The organism is Thermosulfurimonas dismutans, assembly GCF_001652585.1.
In the GTDB taxonomy this organism is placed as follows: Bacteria; Desulfobacterota; Thermodesulfobacteria; order Thermodesulfobacteriales; family Thermodesulfobacteriaceae; genus Thermosulfurimonas; species Thermosulfurimonas dismutans.
In genome coordinates, this window is record NZ_LWLG01000008.1 from 52,815 (window position 1) to 69,268 (window position 16,454).

Annotated in this window: 17 protein-coding genes and 1 tRNA gene; 3 read left to right on the forward strand and 15 right to left on the reverse strand. The window is 52.0% G+C overall.

The window, feature by feature from the left end; translation table 11 throughout:
* Nucleotides 1-108: 108 nt before the first annotated feature.
* Both TDIS_RS06280 and TDIS_RS06285 read right to left on the reverse strand, forming a co-directional pair.
* Complete coding sequence (locus TDIS_RS06280; RefSeq protein ID WP_068670457.1) at nt 109-501, reverse strand: putative toxin-antitoxin system toxin component, PIN family; 393 nt, start codon at nt 499-501, stop codon at nt 109-111.
* Nucleotides 501-737, reverse strand: coding sequence for a hypothetical protein (locus TDIS_RS06285; protein ID WP_068670459.1), 237 nt, complete (start codon nt 735-737; stop codon nt 501-503). Before TDIS_RS06285 ends, TDIS_RS06280 begins: the two co-directional genes overlap by 1 nt.
* Nucleotides 738-848: 111 nt before the next feature.
* On the opposite strand from TDIS_RS06285, the gene TDIS_RS06290 reads away from it, so the two are divergent.
* On the forward strand, nt 849-2,120 hold the full coding sequence (locus TDIS_RS06290; RefSeq protein ID WP_153303788.1) for a tyrosine-type recombinase/integrase: 1,272 nt from the start codon (nt 849-851) through the stop codon (nt 2,118-2,120).
* Between the two features lie 179 nt (nt 2,121-2,299).
* On the opposite strand, the gene TDIS_RS06295 is transcribed toward TDIS_RS06290, so the two are convergent.
* The 5 genes from TDIS_RS06295 to TDIS_RS06315 form a co-directional block, all read right to left on the reverse strand.
* A tRNA-Asn gene (locus TDIS_RS06295) sits at nt 2,300-2,375 on the reverse strand.
* A gap of 40 nt (nt 2,376-2,415) precedes the next feature.
* Nucleotides 2,416-3,696 (reverse strand): serine--tRNA ligase, encoded by a 1,281-nt coding sequence (gene serS / locus TDIS_RS06300; RefSeq protein WP_068670463.1) that lies wholly within the window; start codon nt 3,694-3,696, stop codon nt 2,416-2,418.
* A 20-nt stretch (nt 3,697-3,716) separates the two neighbouring features.
* Nucleotides 3,717-5,738, reverse strand: coding sequence for a ferrous iron transport protein B (gene feoB, locus TDIS_RS06305; RefSeq protein ID WP_068670465.1), 2,022 nt, complete (start codon nt 5,736-5,738; stop codon nt 3,717-3,719).
* Entirely contained in the window at nt 5,726-6,043 is a 318-nt protein-coding gene (locus tag TDIS_RS11305; RefSeq protein WP_208595682.1) for a FeoA family protein, read from the reverse strand. The genes feoB and TDIS_RS11305 overlap by 13 nt, the downstream gene beginning before the upstream one ends.
* Before the next feature lie 2 nt (nt 6,044-6,045).
* Entirely contained in the window at nt 6,046-6,498 is a 453-nt protein-coding gene (locus tag TDIS_RS06315; RefSeq protein WP_068670466.1) for a Fur family transcriptional regulator, read from the reverse strand.
* Between the two features lie 85 nt (nt 6,499-6,583).
* Between TDIS_RS06315 and TDIS_RS06320 the strand changes: the two genes are divergently transcribed.
* On the forward strand, nt 6,584-7,558 hold the full coding sequence (locus TDIS_RS06320; protein WP_068670467.1) for a KpsF/GutQ family sugar-phosphate isomerase: 975 nt from the start codon (nt 6,584-6,586) through the stop codon (nt 7,556-7,558).
* A gap of 2 nt (nt 7,559-7,560) precedes the next feature.
* Here TDIS_RS06320 and TDIS_RS06325 read toward each other — a convergent pair whose 3' ends face one another.
* The 6 genes from TDIS_RS06325 to TDIS_RS06350 all read right to left on the reverse strand — a co-directional run bounded on the left by TDIS_RS06325 (nt 7,561) and on the right by TDIS_RS06350 (nt 14,083).
* Entirely contained in the window at nt 7,561-8,250 is a 690-nt protein-coding gene (locus TDIS_RS06325; RefSeq protein ID WP_068670468.1) for a flagellar brake protein, read from the reverse strand.
* Nucleotides 8,250-10,814, reverse strand: coding sequence for a DNA polymerase I (polA, locus tag TDIS_RS06330; RefSeq protein ID WP_068670469.1), 2,565 nt, complete (start codon nt 10,812-10,814; stop codon nt 8,250-8,252). Before polA ends, TDIS_RS06325 begins: the two co-directional genes overlap by 1 nt.
* Entirely contained in the window at nt 10,807-11,292 is a 486-nt protein-coding gene (locus TDIS_RS06335; protein WP_068670470.1) for a hypothetical protein, read from the reverse strand. The genes polA and TDIS_RS06335 overlap by 8 nt, the downstream gene beginning before the upstream one ends.
* A 72-nt stretch (nt 11,293-11,364) precedes the next feature.
* The gene (locus tag TDIS_RS06340) at nt 11,365-12,006 is read right to left on the reverse strand and encodes a 16S rRNA (guanine(527)-N(7))-methyltransferase RsmG (protein ID WP_068670476.1); all 642 of its coding nucleotides are present in this window, start codon (nt 12,004-12,006) and stop codon (nt 11,365-11,367) included.
* A 1-nt stretch (nt 12,007) separates the two neighbouring features.
* Nucleotides 12,008-13,672, reverse strand: a complete 1,665-nt coding sequence (locus tag TDIS_RS06345) for a CTP synthase (protein WP_068670478.1) — start codon at nt 13,670-13,672, stop codon at nt 12,008-12,010.
* 3 nt (nt 13,673-13,675) lie between these two features.
* Entirely contained in the window at nt 13,676-14,083 is a 408-nt protein-coding gene (locus TDIS_RS06350; RefSeq protein WP_068670480.1) for a hypothetical protein, read from the reverse strand.
* Nucleotides 14,084-14,143: 60 nt separating this feature from the next.
* Between TDIS_RS06350 and TDIS_RS06355 the strand changes: the two genes are divergently transcribed.
* A complete protein-coding gene (locus TDIS_RS06355; RefSeq protein WP_068670482.1) occupies nt 14,144-14,863 on the forward strand; it encodes a YkgJ family cysteine cluster protein in 720 nt (239 codons plus the stop codon).
* On the opposite strand, the gene ahbD is transcribed toward TDIS_RS06355, so the two are convergent.
* Both ahbD and TDIS_RS06365 read right to left on the reverse strand, forming a co-directional pair.
* A complete protein-coding gene (ahbD, locus tag TDIS_RS06360; RefSeq protein WP_068670484.1) occupies nt 14,860-15,930 on the reverse strand; it encodes a heme b synthase in 1,071 nt (356 codons plus the stop codon). The two genes, TDIS_RS06355 and ahbD, sit on opposite strands and share 4 nt — an antisense overlap.
* Nucleotides 15,930-16,376, reverse strand: a complete 447-nt coding sequence (locus TDIS_RS06365; RefSeq protein WP_068670486.1) for an MOSC domain-containing protein — start codon at nt 16,374-16,376, stop codon at nt 15,930-15,932. The genes ahbD and TDIS_RS06365 overlap by 1 nt, the downstream gene beginning before the upstream one ends.
* Nucleotides 16,377-16,454: the final 78 nt, after the last annotated feature.

The window sequence follows — 16,454 nt, forward strand, 5'->3', positions numbered from 1 at the left end:
GGTCTCTCCTCGCAGGGTGCTTTTAGTCCTTTTAAAAAAAAGAAGCCCCGAGGAAAAATCGTGCGGTGGAAGTATGTGAAGATGTTGGGCAGGCTTGGGCGAGAGACTTCAGATTTTCAAATACTCTCTTAAGCTCAAAATCCTGATCCCCTCAAACTGGACAAGATCCAAGATCTCCCGGTCTCCGGTAACGATGACCTCGGCTCCAGCCTCTACTGCACACTCCAGAATCCGATTGTCCGCTTCATCCGAAAGGATAGTTAGCTTCCTCTTAGGACTTACAAATTGAGCTATTTCAGATAGCCATACCGCTAGGCGGGCAAGTTCTTCCCGGTCTTTGCTGAACTTAGTCGCTAAGACTCTCAATAGCTCGTCAAGGATCGCTTTGGAAATGAAAAGCTCGTCTTTCCCTTCAAGGACTCGATAGATGGCCTTTTCCGCAAGACCTCCGGGAAAAACCAGAGCGGAAATATAAATGTTGGTATCGAAGACAACCCGCATTAATCCTTGAGATAGCACTCAAGATCCTCTTCGGTGAGGATGCCCTTCTCGCGGGCCTTGCGAGACCAGTAGTCCTGGATGGACTTAAATTCCTCGGAAAGCCTTTGCCTTTTGAGAAGCCTCAAGGCCTCCTGAACCACGCCACTAAGAGTCTTTCCTTCCTCCCGGGCTATCTCCTCCGCCACCCGGGCAAGCTCGGGCGGAAGGGAAATGGTCTTTTTAACCACCCGGGGCATCTCATTCCCTCCTCAAGAATTGGTATGAATAAATCATACCACAAATTACTTCTGTCTCCTAGAAGGCTTCCATTCGTTTTCTTCCTGATGGCGAAGGCACAAAAATGAAACGTGAGGATTGACAGAGAGCTTCTGATGGTGCTACTGGATCTCGAGAAGCTCGTGGCGCCTCCCGAGAGGGAGCGCAAGGGGCCTCGGGTGCGGATCAAGACCAAAGAGAAGTGCCCAAAATGCGGAAAAGCCTTCGCCGAGACCCCCGTAGGTTATCTGTGCCTCAAATGTAAGACCGTCCCACGCAGATTTTACATCTACCTGAGTTGGAAGGGCCGCAAAATCAAGATCTACTCATTCAAAGACGGACAGCCGCTCTCCTCTTGGGAGCTTGCCAAGCGTGCGCGGGAGCTGATCCAGCATGAAATCGAGTCGGGTGTTTTCGACCCTTCTAAATGGGTAAAGGGCGAACTCAAGCAATACTTACTCCCTACCCTCATCAAGGACTACTTGGAGACGAAAAAAGATCTCAAGCCTTCCACTTACCGTGATAAACGAAACACCCTCCGCCTCATTGAGAAAGCCCTCGGCCCCATGGATGTTCGCGAAATCCAGGGCGTCCACCTCCACCGCCTTGCAATGGACTGGCAGAAAGAAGGTCTCTCCCCAAAAACCATCCGCAACCGCCTGGTGGACTTCCGGGCTTTTCTGAACTGGCTGAAGCGCCGGGGTATCCTTCAGGAGGTTCCTCCCCTCCCGGAGATTCGGGTTCCCGAGCCGGAGATCAGGTGGCTCGATCCGGAGACACAGGAGCGTATCCTCGCCGAGATACCGGAGGTCCATCGGCCCATCTTCGAGTTCATGTTCCTCACCGGGTGCCGCCCTGGTGAGGCCCGAGCGTTAATGTGGGATGCGGTCCACCTCAAAGAGGGCTTCGTCCTCATCAAGCGGACATTCAGCGCCGACCGGCTGGTGGAGGCTCCCAAGGAGGGGAAAGCCAAGGCCATTCCCATTGTGGGGAGGCTCAGGGATCTTTTCGAGGATCTTGCGCGGAACAAGGTCTCAATGTTCGTCTTCGCCCGGAAGGTGCCCGGCTACAAAGACCCAAGACCTTACTCCGCGAAGTTCCTCTCCCTTACCTTCAAAGAGGCCTGTCGCAAGGCGGGTGTGGAGGGGATAAATCTCTACCAGGCCGTCCGCCACTCTTTCGCCATGCAACTCCTACAGCTCGGCTTCACCTACGAACAGGTCGGCGCGGCCCTGGGGCACCGTAGCCCATCCACCACCCGGAAATATGGCCGCTTGAACGCCATGATGGTGGCTCCGGTCTTTGAGGCCAAGCAGAAGGTGGTCTCCCTAGAGGAGAGCCGCCGCCGGAAAAACCGGGAATAATCACCCAAAATCAGAGCCGAACCTCTCGGGACCCCTCTTATTGAGAATGGATTGCAGCGAGTTTTCGTCGGTTTCTCGCGGACTTATAGAGCAAGTGCCCCAATGGTGCCCCAAGCACCTTATCGCAATTTGTTCTCAAGAGCGGGTGTTTTGTAAGTAGGGAACTTTCCGGGAATTTTTGGCTCCCCGGGCAGGACTCGAACCTGCAACCTACGGGTTAACAGCCCGCCGCTCTGCCGATTGAGCTACCGGGGAACCAATCAGTTCTTAAAGTTATAAAGGGCCTACGGCCTTGTCAAGAGGGCCTTTCGATGCGCTCGAGGCCTCCCATGTAGGGTCTCAACACCTCTGGGATGACGACCGAACCGTCAGCCTGTTGGTAGTTTTCCAGAATGGCCATCACCGTCCGGCCTACGGCCACCCCAGAGCCGTTCAAAGTGTGCACAAAACGGGGCTTGCCTCCCCCTTTCGGACGATAACGAATATTGGCCCGACGGGCCTGATAATCCTCACAGTTAGAGCAAGATGAAATCTCCACGAAACGATTCTGTCCCGGGGCCCAGACCTCAATATCGTAGGTCTTGGCAGCCGAAAAACCAAGGTCCCCGGTACAGAGGAGCAATACCCGGTAAGGAAGTCCAAGAAGCTGTAGCACCTCCTCGGCATCAAGAAGAAGGCTCTCCAGCTCATCGTAGGAGGTTTCCGGCTTGGTGATCTTTACCAACTCCACCTTGTTAAACTGGTGTTGTCTTATGATACCGCGGGTATCACGGCCGTGAGATCCGGCCTCAGAACGAAAACAGGGGGTGTAGGCCGTGTAATAAAGAGGCAGAACCTCCTCCGTCAGGATCTCGTCCCGGTGAAGATTGGTTACTGGGACTTCGGCTGTGGGTATCAGGTAATAGTCCCAATCCTCAAGCTTGAATAGATCCTCCTTGAACTTAGGGAGCTGACCGGTTCCGATAAGGGTGGTCTCGTTAACGATAAAAGGAGGCAGGACCTCCCGGTAACCGTGTTTACGGATGTGGAGATCGAGCATGAAGTTGATAAGGGCCCGCTCAAGCAGCGCCCCTACCCCGTGATAAACTACAAAACGGGAACCTGTAATCTTGGCCGCCTGCTCAAAATTGAGAATTCCGAGCTCCACCCCGATCTCCCAATGCGGCCGAGGTTCGAAGTCGAATTTCGGAAGATCTCCCCACCGCTTAACCACCTGGTTCTCGGTCTCGTCTTCCCCCACGGGAACGCTTTCGTGGGGTATATTCGGAATCTCAAGAAGCAACCGGTTTTCCTCCTCCTTGAGAGTCCGTAGCCTATCTTCGACCTCCTTGATCCTTTCCCCGATCTCTTTCACTCGGCGGACGAGATCTTCGGCCTCTTGCCCCTCGCGCTTGAGACGCCCTATCTCCTCAGAGAGTTTCTTGCGCTCGTGTCGAAGGCCGTCCACCTCGGCCGTAAGCTTACGCCGTTCCTCATCGAGCTCCAAAAGCCGATCTATGGGATAATCTCCACCGCGAGTAGCAAGTCTCTCTTTAACCCAGTCAGGCTTTTCCCGGATCAACCTTATATCAAGCATCTCGGCCTCCCAGAATTTGGCTATCCTATTATAAACTGCCCTATTCTATAAGTAAGGAAGGACACGATCCAGGCCAAAAGTAACTGGTAAATGACATTGATGGCCGGATATTTCAAGCTTCCGGTCTCCTTCCAGATGGCGATCAGGGTCCCTACACACGGCACATAGAGCAACACGAAAACCATGAAAGCCAAGGCCGCGGCCGGAGACATGCCGGAAGCCCTGAGAGCCTCCTCAAGGGTCTGGGTGGTTTCTTCCCCCACCTTATAGAGCACTCCGAGAGAGGAAACCACCACTTCCTTGGCCACAAAGCCCGTAGTAAGGGCCACCCCCATACGCCAGTCAAAACCAAGAGGCTCAAGCACCGGCTCCATGGCTTGGCCCACCTTACCTATGTAGCTTTCCGCAAGGTCCGGGGATCGGCCGTCCACCCTAGGAAAAGCGGAAAAGCCCCATAGCAGGAGCGAGGCCACCAGAATCACGCCTCCCATCTTCCGAAGATAGATCCGTGTCTTGTCCCACATGTGGAAGAAAAGGCTGCGGACCGTTGGTAACCGGTAGGGTGGAAGCTCGAGCACGAAAGGGGTGTCCTCTTCTTTGACCAGAATCCTTCCGAACAATCTTGCAATGAGGGCCGCTAGGATAATCCCCAGGGCATAGAGCCCGAAGACCACCGGGGTCTCATGCCCACGAAAGAAGGTCCCGGCAAAAAGTACATAGACCGGAAAACGCGCCGAACAACTCATGAGAGGATTTATGAGGATGGTGAGAATACGCTCACGTGGGTTTTCAAGAGTACGGGTAGCCAGGATGGCCGGAACGTTGCAACCGAAGCCCATAAGAAGGGGTATGAACGACTTTCCATGAAGTCCCAAGGAATGCATAACCCGATCCATAATGAAGGCCGCGCGCGCGAGATAACCCGTATCCTCGAAAAGGCTTATGCCTAGGAAAAGAAAGAGGATATTAGGCAGATAAACCAAGACTCCGCCTACCCCTCCGAGAACGCCCTCCACAAGGATCTCCCGCAGAAGGCCCGGGGGAAGTTTGGCCCGCAGAAGGTTCTCGGAAGCTTCAAGTAGATGTTCCAGCCAGGCTACGGGGTAGGCCCCAAGTTTAAAGGTAAGATAAAATAGCAAATACATGAAAAGAATAAATATAGGAAAACCCAGAAGACGATGGGTCAAGAGATCGTCCAGACGTTCGGAAAGGGTCTTCCGAGAAATGGCCGAAACTCTTACGGCCTCGCGCACCGCTCCGGAAATGAATCCGTAACGGGCCTCTACGATCAAAGCCTCCGGAGTTTCATCGAAAAGCCGGGTAAGACTTTCGGAGATCTCCTTTACCCGCAAAAGAAGTTCCTCGGCCGCGGGTTCTTCTTTTACCTTATTCAGGATCTCCCGATCCCCCTCAAGGAGCTTCAGGGCCACCCAACGGGAAGGATAATCCTGGAGTATGCCCAAAGAGGATAGCTTTTCGGAAATCTCTCTTAGGGCCTCTTCTATTTCCCGGCCATAATAAACATTCACCGGTTGGCTCTTCTTCTTTCCCAAAGCCACCTGAACTACGGTCTCAACCAACTCCTCTATGCCCAGCCTCTTAGTTCCCACGGTAGGCACCACCGGAACTCCAAGAAGCCGGGACAAGACCTCCACATCCACGTAAAGCCCTCGACTCTTGGCCACATCTATCATGTTGAGGGCCACCACCATGGGCTTTCCGAACTCCAAGAGCTGCACGGTTAGATAGAGATTGCGCTCAAGGTTGGAGGCGTCCACTACGTTCACGATGACCCTAGGGGACTCCTCCAGGATAAAATTCCGGGCGATGACCTCCTCCAGAGAATAGGCCGAAAAGGAATAGATGCCCGGAAGGTCCACCACTTTCAAAGTAAAGTCTCGGAAGCGGGCCTCCCCCTCTTTCTTCTCAACCGTAACTCCGGGCCAGTTTCCGACCTTTTGGTGGGCCCCGGTGAGTTGATTGAAGATAGTGGTCTTACCGGAATTAGGATTGCCAGCAAGGGCGATGACTATTTCGGACATTTCTCCACCAACACCCGAGCCGCTTCCTCGTGCCTAAGAGCCACGTGATAGCCTTTCACTTCATACTCCACCGGATCCTCTAGGGGAGCATAGCGAATCACCCGGACCTTGGTTCCGGGAAGGAAACCCATTTCAAGGAGCCTCTGGCGAAAAGTTCCATTTCCCAAGACCTTGACAATGATACCTTCTTCTCCAGTTTTAAGCTCCTCAAGAGTAACTAGATTTTCAAATCTAGGGCAAGTTTTCCCCTCTTCCACCGAACATCTTCTTCTCCTTCCCCATCGGAAACGCCACCGGAACCCCATCTTTAGCCCTCCTCCTTACCCTTGCAGTTTGCGCAGTAACCCAGGATCTCGAAACGACTCATCTTCACCTCGATCCCGTATTTTTCCGCATATTCCCGGGACACCTCTTCGAGCCTCTCATCCCGAAACTCCTCAACCCTTCGACAGGAAAGACACCGGAAATGGGCATGGGGTTCGTGCCCATAAATGTGCTCATAGTGCATGTGCCCGTCTTCGTGATAAACCTCCTGCACTAACCCACATTCAATGAGTAGAGGAATCGTTCGATAAATGGAGGCCTTGGAGATCCGGTGCCCCTTGTTTCGGAGCCTGAGATAGAGTTCGTCCACATCGAAGTGGTCATGAATATTGAAAATCTCTCGCAATATTATCTCCCGCTCTGGAGTATAACGTAAACCTTTCTTTTTTATAAAGTTTCTAAAAATATCTAGCTCGGAAGTTTGAAGTTTTTCCATGACAACTTATTGCAATTTTTTTTCAGTAGAGTAATGAGGAATCCCGGGATGTCAAGGCATATTTCTAGGGTATATTGATAGGATCATGCAAACTTTGGAAATAGCCCGAAGGGTTTTAAGAACAGAAATAGAGGGCCTTGAGGCCGTAGAAAGGAAGCTTGGGGCCTCGTTCGAGGCCGCGGTTGAGCTCATTCTTTCCACCCGCGGTCGGGTGGTGGTTACCGGGCTGGGAAAAAGCGGTCTAATCGGACGCAAAATTTCGGCCACCTTCTCCTCCACCGGAACCCCTTCCTTCTTTCTACATCCGGCCGAGGCCCTTCATGGTGACTTGGGTATGGTCACTAGAGACGACGTACTCCTAGCCCTCTCCAACTCTGGAAAGACCGAAGAGGTCAACCTCATCGCCTCGGTTCTCAAACGACGGGGCGTGAAGATCATTGCGCTCACGGGTAATCTTGCCTCTCCATTGGCCCGACTCTCGGATGTAGTTATCGATGTCGGAGTCCCCCGGGAAGCCTGTCCCCATGATCTGGCTCCCACCGCAAGTACTACCGCCACCTTAGCGGTAGGGGACGCTTTAGCGGTGGCTTTAGCTGAGGCCCGAGGTTTTGGCCCCGAGGACTTCCGCCGCAATCACCCGGGGGGATCCCTTGGAGAAAGACTCAAAGTACGGGTAGCGGAGATCATGCTTACCGGAGAACGGCTCCCACTTACTAGTGAGGGGACACCCCTTCAAGAAGCATTACTGGAAATGGATCGAAAGCGTCTGGGCTGTATATTGATCCTAGATCCTCAAAGAAGACTCCGGGGCATAATCACCGACGGAGATCTCAGACGGGCCCTGGTAAGACACGGAAAAGTTGAAGGCCTTACCGTGGATGAGGTCATGACCCGTGATCCCAAAAAGATAGAAAAGGACCGTTTGGCCTCCGAGGCCCTGGATCTCATGGAAAAACATCTTATCACGGTGCTCCCGGTAGTGGACGTCGAAGGGCATCTAGTAGGCATCCTCCATCTCCATGATATTCTAGGCAAGGGCAGTTTCAAGTTTACCGTCTGAGATCACTCCCGACTTTTCGCTTTTCGCATCTCAATCTCACGCTGAATCACATAACGAATGATCTCTTCCCTGTTTTTATCGTTGATGTGAAATTTGATCCCTAAGAGCACACCGTCTGGACTATTCTGACATCTCACCACCTCGGCTTTGGGAATCTCGATAGAACCAAACCTTCGGGTGGCAGAGAGTAGCAAATCCAAACGCCCCTCGGTTAGGATCTCTCTTTCGGGGACCTTCTGGTTGGGTTTTATAATCGCCAATCCCCCGGCACTAATATCCCTGACCTCTCCCAAAAGTTCTTCCTCTCTCCACTTGAATGAGGCCTTAGAACCCGGAGGGGTAGGCACACGATAGTACATTCTCCTTTCCAGACGATAAACGGCCTTGGGTTTAGTGGTATAAATGTACTTATCTTTCTTAGATTCTCTAATAATCTCCACCCGAAAGAAGTGTTCAATATTACTAGCATCCCGATAAATAACCCTAGCCGAGGCAAGGCCAGGTAGCCAGGGCCGGGGATAGTCAAAAATCAATTGCTCGTCGGTAATATGTAGAAGAAGAGTGGGTCCGGACCGAAAGGTCCCGCTTACGAAGATTACCCAGTAGGCGGCCTCCTTGACCTCCTTCAAAAGAGCTTCAATATAGAGCGGATCGCGATTGACCTCGTAGCCTCCTTCCCAGGGTTCCCACATTAGGCCTTAGCCTCCGCCCAAGTTTTACCCCAAGACAGGTTAACCTTAAGGGGCACACTTAAAGGATACACCTCCTCCATATCCTTTCGGATGATCGCCACAACCTCTTCAATCTCTTCCTCCGGGACCTCGAAAAGGAGTTCGTCGTGAACCTGAAGGATAAGCCTAGTCCTAAAGCCCCCGACCGAAAGGCTACGATCTATACGAAGCATAGCCAATTTGATTAAATCTGCGCCGGAGCCCTGTATAGGAGTATTAATGGCCGTGCGTTCGGCAAATTCCCTCACCGCTCTTTCGCGACTTCTGATGTCCGGAATGGGACGACGCCTACCGAGAAGGGTGGTCACGTAACCCTTATCCCGGGCTTCCTCGATCATCCCTTCCATATAAGCCTTGACTCCGGGATAACGCTCAAAGTAGCGATCGATAAAGGCCTGGGCTTGCTTGTAATCAATGTCGAGTTCCTTAGAAAGACCATAGGGACTCATACCATAGGCAATACCAAAGTTTATGACCTTAGCCAACCGCCTCATCTCCGGAGTCACTTCTTCTTCTCGGACACCAAAGATCTCGGCCGCAGTAGCGGCATGAATATCCCGGCCCTCCAGAAAGGCCTCCTTCAGGTTTTCGTCTCCGGAAAAATGCGCGAGCAATCTTAGTTCAATCTGTGAATAGTCAGCCGAAAGCAGTAACCAGCTCTCCTCAGCCACAAAGGCCCTTCTTATGGCCTCCCCCTCTTCACCTTTTATCGGGATATTCTGAAGGTTGGGATCGGAAGAGGAGAGACGACCGGTGGCAGTTCCCGTCTGATGAAAGGTGGTGTGCACCCTACCGGTGGCAGGATCTACTAGGCGCGGCAAGGGTTCTATATAGGTAGAAAGGAGCTTGTAAAGCGTACGATAGCGAAGAACCCTTTCTGGGAGGGGATGAAGCCTCGCAAGTTCTGACAAAACCTCCATATCGGTGGAATAACCTGTACCTTTGGGGGTCTTCTTTTTCCGGGGGAGCTTCAATTTTTCGAAAAGGATGCGGGCTAATTCTCGCCCGGAACGAAGATTGAAAGGTTCCCCGGCAAGTCGGAAGATCTCTTCTTCAATGGTCTTGATCTCTTCTTTGAATCTCTGAGAAAGCTTTCGCAAATATGCAAGATCGACCTTAACTCCAAATCTTTCCATCTTGTAAAGGATCCTGGCCAGGGGAACCTCCACTTCAAAATACAGTTTTTCGAGTCCGGATTGAGTCAAAGCTGGTCGTAATTCCCGGTATAGTTCCTGAAGTACGTAAGCCCTTTCGGCGGCTCCAGAACCAGTAAGTTTGGTAGAAAGCCTTACTCCAAGGTATTCCTCGGATAGAGCTTCAAGTTCATAGGTCTTCTTTACGGGTTCGAGAAGCCAAGCCGCAAGTTTGACATCAAAGAGTTCCCCAGAAGGGGAAAATTCTTCCCCCAAAAGGTGATAGACCTCCTTGAGATCGTAAAAGATCTTTACCTTCGGACCATCCTGAGATAGGAAGTTCTTAATCTCTGAAAGGGCCTCTTCGGGCAGGTAAAAGGCCTTCTCCGGAGTGGCCACCCCCAGGACCTGTATCCGTACCTTTCCGAAGAGATCGGGAGTTTTAAAGGCGAAAAAGGCTACCCTTTCTACCTTCCGGACTTCGGCGGGAAGTTCTTTGGCCTCAAGGAGTTTTTCGGCAGGGATCTCCCGCTCCGGGGGCAACTCCGTCAGGAGTTTCTTGAATTCCAGTTTACGAAAGATGGCCCTCAATTTGTTTAAGTCTGGTTCCCGAATACGATAGGCCTCAAGATCCGCAGGCACCGGAGCCGAAGTCTCTAGTTCGATCAGTTTGCGGGAGAGAAAAGCCGCTTCTCGACCTTCCTCAAGAAGCTTGCGAATACGAGGAGGCGTCACCTCCGAAAGACGCTGATAGAGAGCTTCCACGGAACCGAAACTCTTAATGAGTTTGGCCGCGGTCTTCTCACCGATACCCTTCACCCCGGGGATGTTGTCACTGGGGTCTCCGACAAGGGCCCTCAGCTCCGGGATCTTTTCCGGCGGAAGACCATAACGTTTCACGACTGTCTGAGGATCGATCACCTTTTCGCGCATGGGATCCCAGATGTAGACCCGTTCACTTACCAGGGCCAAGAGATCCCGATCACCGGCGATGATGATAATAGGATTTAAAAATTTAGTGGCCAAGGTGGCGATGAGGTCATCGGCCTCATAACCGGGAACGCTTAGAAGCGAAAGACCTAGAGCCTCGGCCACCTCTCGAATATATGGAAGTTGGACCGCTAGATCTTCGGGCATGGGGGGCCGGGTGGCCTTGTATTCCCGGTAGGCCTCGTGGCGAAAAGTGGGGGCCTTCTCATCCAGACATAGAGCCAGATACTCTGGCTGAAATTCCTTGAGGACCTTAAGAAGCATACGTGTAAAGACGAAAATCGCTTTAGTCGGAAGCCCCCAAGAAGTCGAAAGATATTCTTTTACGGCATAGTGGGCCCGGTATATAAAAGAAGTTCCATCAACGAGATAAAGAACCGGGCCCTTTCCGGCTCTAGGCAAAACGATTGAGGATCCAGGTGATGATCTCACTTTTGAGATTCATCTCTTCTTCAGGGGTCCTCAGGGTGAGCCATCTGAGAATCCATTTTTGCAAACGATTGAAATGGGTCTTGTTTAGCTTTTCCCCGTAGACCATCTCCAAAGCCTGCAAATACCAAAGAAAAATAGCGTGAAGGGGCATATAACGGTATTCCAGCGTAAGGGGATAAAGGGCCTCATAAAAGGCCCGGTTAAGGAACTTCTTATCCGGCTCGCTGGAAAATTTACGAATAGTAAGACGCGAAATCCGGCCTTCTTCAGCGTCAGGAGCTTCTTGAGCCTGAAGATAAGCTAAATTTTGCTGCAATAACTCCAACCGATCCTGATGTTGCTTTATCAGGGTCTCCTGTAGAGACATCAAGGCCAGAGGATTTTCCCTTTCGCGATAGTACTTAGCTAGCTTTTGTCGCAAAACAGACTTTCGACTTCTTCCACCCATAAAGTGACCTCCTAGGATTCCTCTCCCCAAAAAGACCACAAAACATCGGCTTTTTCAAGGGTAAAACCCGCTTTAAGAGCTTCTAAAACAGAGAAGAGTGCGCAGGTCTTGGCTTTGAGGAAGCTCAAACTCGACCCGTTCCAAAAGAGGAAGGCAGAGATCTCCACCCCATGGTTCCGCGTCGTTTCGCCAGAGGTAAAAGGCCACCCCCGGCGAGGATAAGAGCCTTTTAGCATGTTTGGTGAACTTTTGCACCGAACCGTATCCTCGGGCCACCACTACCGGAAACCGCCTATCCGGCCAGCTCTTGCCCAAGTGTAACACTTCCGCGCAGATGCCCGCCAGAGAAAGCTCTCGGATCACTTCCTTTAAAAAAGCTACGCGCGGCGGGTAGGCCTCATATAAGGTAACCTCGACTTCAGGGCGCGCGAGTTTGAGAATCAGGCCTGGGATGCCCCCTCCGGTGCCTAGATCGGCCAAGGGAAAGGCCCCCGAAGGGAGTCTTGAGGCCATGACCAGGGCCTCGAAGACCTGGGAGCACAACCGTTCGCGAATGGTTTTGACCGCGGTAAGATTAAGTTCCTCCGCCCTCTCCGCAAGGGCCCTCAAATAGATCCATAACCGATCCCAAAAGGTCTCTACCCTAAGAGGGAGACCGTAGTCTTTAATGATATTTTCGAGTAGATACCGCCCCTCTTCCCAGGAGATCTCCATCCTAGGTCCGTTTACGCTCCAAAGCCGCGGCTATAAAGGAAGCAAAAAGGGGATGTGGCTCCATAGGTCGGGAACGGAATTCGGGATGAAACTGACATCCCACAAACCAGGGGTGGTCTTCCAACTCGACGATCTCTACTAGCTCTCCATCCGGGGAAAGGCCGGCAATCTTTAGACCTTTATCGGTGAGTATCTCTCGATACTGATTGTTGAACTCGTAACGGTGCCGATGTCTCTCGAAGACCTCTTCCTGATTGTAGGCCCGGTGAGAAATAGTCCCAGGCACCAACCGACAGGGATAGGCCCCAAGGCGCATGGTGCCACCCTTATCACACTTTTCGTCCCGAATCTCCACCCTTTGGGTCCGATAATTGAACCATTCCCGCATGAGATAGATAACCGGATGCGGAGTATCGGGATCGAACTCCGTGGAGTTGGCCCCGGAAAGTCCGGCCACGTTCCGAGCGAATTCTACCACCGCAAGCTGCATGCCCAGACAAATCCCGAAAAAGGGTACACCATTTTCTCTGGCGTAACGAATGGCCTCCATCTTGCCCTCTGCTCCCCGATAACCAAAACCACCGGGAACCAGAACGCCATGAGCTTCGGCGAGTTTTTCGGCTACATTATCAGGTGTGAGCTCGTCGGCACTCACATAGAGGATATTTACCTTGGACTCGTTGGCCAGTCCTCCATGGACCAGGGCTTCGTGTAAAGATTTATAAGAATCTTTGAGGTCCACGTATTTACCCACCACAGCAATGGTGACTTCGTCCTGAGGGTTTTTATACTTCTTGACCAGCTCCTCCCAGGATTTAAGATCCGGCTCCCGAGTCCAGATGTTCAAAAACTCGAGAACCTTCTCATCTAAACCCTCCTGATGGAAAATAAGGGGGATCTCGTAAATACAGTCCACATCCTTGGCAGTAATAACCGCGTCCTCTTCCACGTTACAAAACAGAGCGATTTTCTTTTTGACCTCCGGAGGCAAAAAACGTTCCGTACGGCAGAGAAGAATGTCCGGCTGAATGCCGATGGCCCGAAGCTCTTTTACACTGTGCTGGGTAGGCTTGGTCTTAAGCTCTCCGGCGGCCTTGATGTAAGGCACAAAGGTAAGATGGATATAAAGGGTATTCTCTCGCCCTAGGTCGTATCGCAACTGTCTTATGGCCTCAAGGAAGGGCAGGCTTTCAATATCGCCCACCGTACCCCCGATCTCAATAATGGCCACATCCACGTCGCTTCCGGCTAGTTGTACGATGGCGGCCTTGATCTCGTCGGTCACATGGGGGATGATCTGAACCGTACCCCCTAGATAATCTCCTCGTCTCTCCTTGGTGATCACGGAATAATATATACTACCGGAGGTGTAGTTATTCCTGCGCCCCATGCGAGCGGAAGTAAAACGTTCATAATGGCCCAAATCCAGGTCGGTCTCGGCCCCGTCGTCGGTAACATAGACCTCCCCGTGCTGGAAGGGATTCATGGTCCCGGGATCTACGTTGATATAGGGGTCGAGTTTCTGGAAGGTGACCCTCAACCCCCGGGCCTCAAGCAAGGCCCCGATAGAGGCCGAAGCCAAACCCTTACCCAAGGATGAAAGTACACCTCCGGTTATGAAAATAAACTTAGTGTGGAAACCGTGTTTCTTTCTTCTCCTAGACATAGACTACCCCTTTTGAGATGAGTTGATCACGGCCTCTCCATATACCAAACCCGATTTTACTCCTCTAAGGATCACGGAGGAAACTTTCTCCAGAGTAAACGATGGACCAAGCGAGCGCACGAAAACCGTTCCCGAAAGCTTGCCCGCCATCCATCCAATCCCTTCCCGATAATAAAGAATCACATAAACTTCCTCCTTAAGCCTCTCGGAAAGCTGGATCTGGATGATCTTGTCTTGATGATCCTTGGAAAAGAAGCTTACTCTACCGATGGACTGCTTAGAAGGTGAAGTCATCGTAAATTCTGCCAGAAGGACCCTATGTCCCCTCTCTTTGGAATACCTGGCCCAGAGAAAGGCCATAATCAAAATAACAATGAAGACCAGGTTCCAAAGAGGATTTCTTCGTTTCAAGAAACTTCCCTCAAACTGGATTTTCAGGTATTTTAGCTCAAAACCTTAAGGAGAGGAAGCGTGGAAGAACCGGTATTCGATCCCAGGGAATTTAGCCTGGAAGATGAGATCGTATTTGCCTGTCATCCAGGGGTCCCTTGTTTCAACAAGTGCTGTTACGATGTCCATCTGGTGCTTTCCCCCTATGACTTTTTGCGGTTGAGGCGCGCCCTGGAGCTTTCTCCGGAAGAATTCGTGGAGAAATATGGAGAAGTATATATTGGAGAAGTCACTCAGCTTCCGATTGTGGCCATAAAGATGAATCCCCACGATTTCGCCTGCCCCTTTCTTAGGCCGGAAGGCTGTTCGGTCTATGCGGATCGGCCCTCGGCCTGCCGTATCTATCCTCTGGCCCGTTTCTTACGAGAAGACCCCGAAACCGGAGAGCGACAGGAAATCTACCGCATTATCCGAGAGACCCAGTGTAAGGGGCATTACGAGAAAAGACCCATTAAAGTAAAAGACTACCTCGAAGAACAGGGGCTTCCGAACTATCATTATTTCAACGACCTTTTCGGAAAGGTAGTGACCAAAAGACAACAACACGCCGAAACACCCCTTACCGCAGATCAACTTGATCTTATCTACATCGCCTGTTACGACCTCCCCCGTTTCCGGGAAATGATTGACGCTGAGGAGATCAAGCTACCAGAAAAGCTAACCTCTAAAGACTTAGAGGACGAGGAGAGGTTGCTCGAGGCCGGCATCCAGTTTGTTCTTGAGAAGGTACTTGTCTTTTAGGCCGGCTTTCGGGGCTCGTAGGTGCATAGGGGTTCGGCCTCAAGATAATCCCCGGTGGCCTCATAGGCTCGAGCCCGACATCCGCCACAGACCCTGACGTATTCACAGCGCCCACATTTACCTTTATAATCTTTAAAATTCCGCAAGTTTTGGAAGACTTCCGAACCCCACCAGATCTCCGGGAAAGACTTCTCTCGAAGGGATCCACAATTAAGCTCAAGGTATCCACAAGGCTGAACAGTTCCCTTATGGGAGATGAAACAAAAGCCCGTTCCGGCTAGACATCCCCGAGTCACAGCATCCAGCCCGAAGGTCTCCATGTCAACGGTTTTGCCTTCGGCCCGGGCCCGCTCCCGCAAGATGCGATAATAGTGCGGGGCACAGGTGGCCTTGAGATGGAGACCGGCCCGTTCTCTCTGGTCGTAGAACCAGTGCAAGGTCTTCTCATAGACTTCGGCCGGAAGGCTCTCTTCCGCTAGCTCCTTACCCCGGCCCACCGGCACCAGCAGAAAGATATGATGGGCCACGGCCCCTAATTTCTTGGCCAGTTCATGCACCTTAGGCAATTCCTCTAGGTTCTTGGCCGTAACCGTAGTGTTGATCTGGAAGGGAATACCCACCTTCTTAAGAATCTCTATGCCACGCAGGGCCCCCTCAAAGGCTCCGGGCATTTTGCGAAAATCGTCATGGGCCTCAGGGCTGGCCCCATCGAGGCTTATGCTAGCCCGGGCAATCCCAGCTTCCTTTAGCCTGCGGGCCAACTCTTCCGTAAGAAGTGTGCCGTTGGTGGCCAATACCGGACGGAACCCCAGATTTTTGGCCTTTTCAGCAAGCGTCAACAGATCATCCCGCAGCAAGGGTTCCCCCCCGGTGAGAATAATGATGGGTTTGCCTACCTCGGCGATTTCTTCAAGAATCCGAAGACACTCCTCGGTGGAAAGTTCGCCTTCATACGGCCCACGGGAGGCCGCCGCTCGACAGTGCACACAGTCCAGATTACACGACCGGGTAAGCTCCCAAGCGACGAGCCTCGGAACGAAGGGTTTGGTTTCGGGATGACCGGTCATTAGTTTTCTCCTTTGATTACCTTTACCGGGTCTCCTACGCGCAGGGTGCCGCCCCGGAGGACCTTGGTAAAAATTCCACGGTTGCGCATTTCACAGCGGCCGACGCGCTGAAAGATGGCGCAACCAGTGTGACACTTCTTGCCGATCTGAGTGACCTCGAAAAGGCATTCTCCGGCGGCGATCCGATCACCGAGTTCCACCTCGGAAAGGTCTAGGTCCACGGTTACGTTTTCGGCAAGCTCTCCAGGACGAATCTCCCGGCCAACAAGCTCGCGCATACACTCCAGGGTGGCGGTGTCCAGGAAACTCACCTGTCGATGCCAGTCTCCCCCATGGGCATCGCCCTCCACTCCATAACCTTCAACGATGCGCACCTCGGGTACGTTTTCCTTGGGAACGCCTTTTTTACGACTTACTGACAGAGCTACGATCCGGCCTTCCACCATCAGCCTCCATAGAAAACGTTTTTGAAATTAAACTCCATTTTGCAGTTTTCCAGTTTAAAACAAACCGTTTCCAAGTTA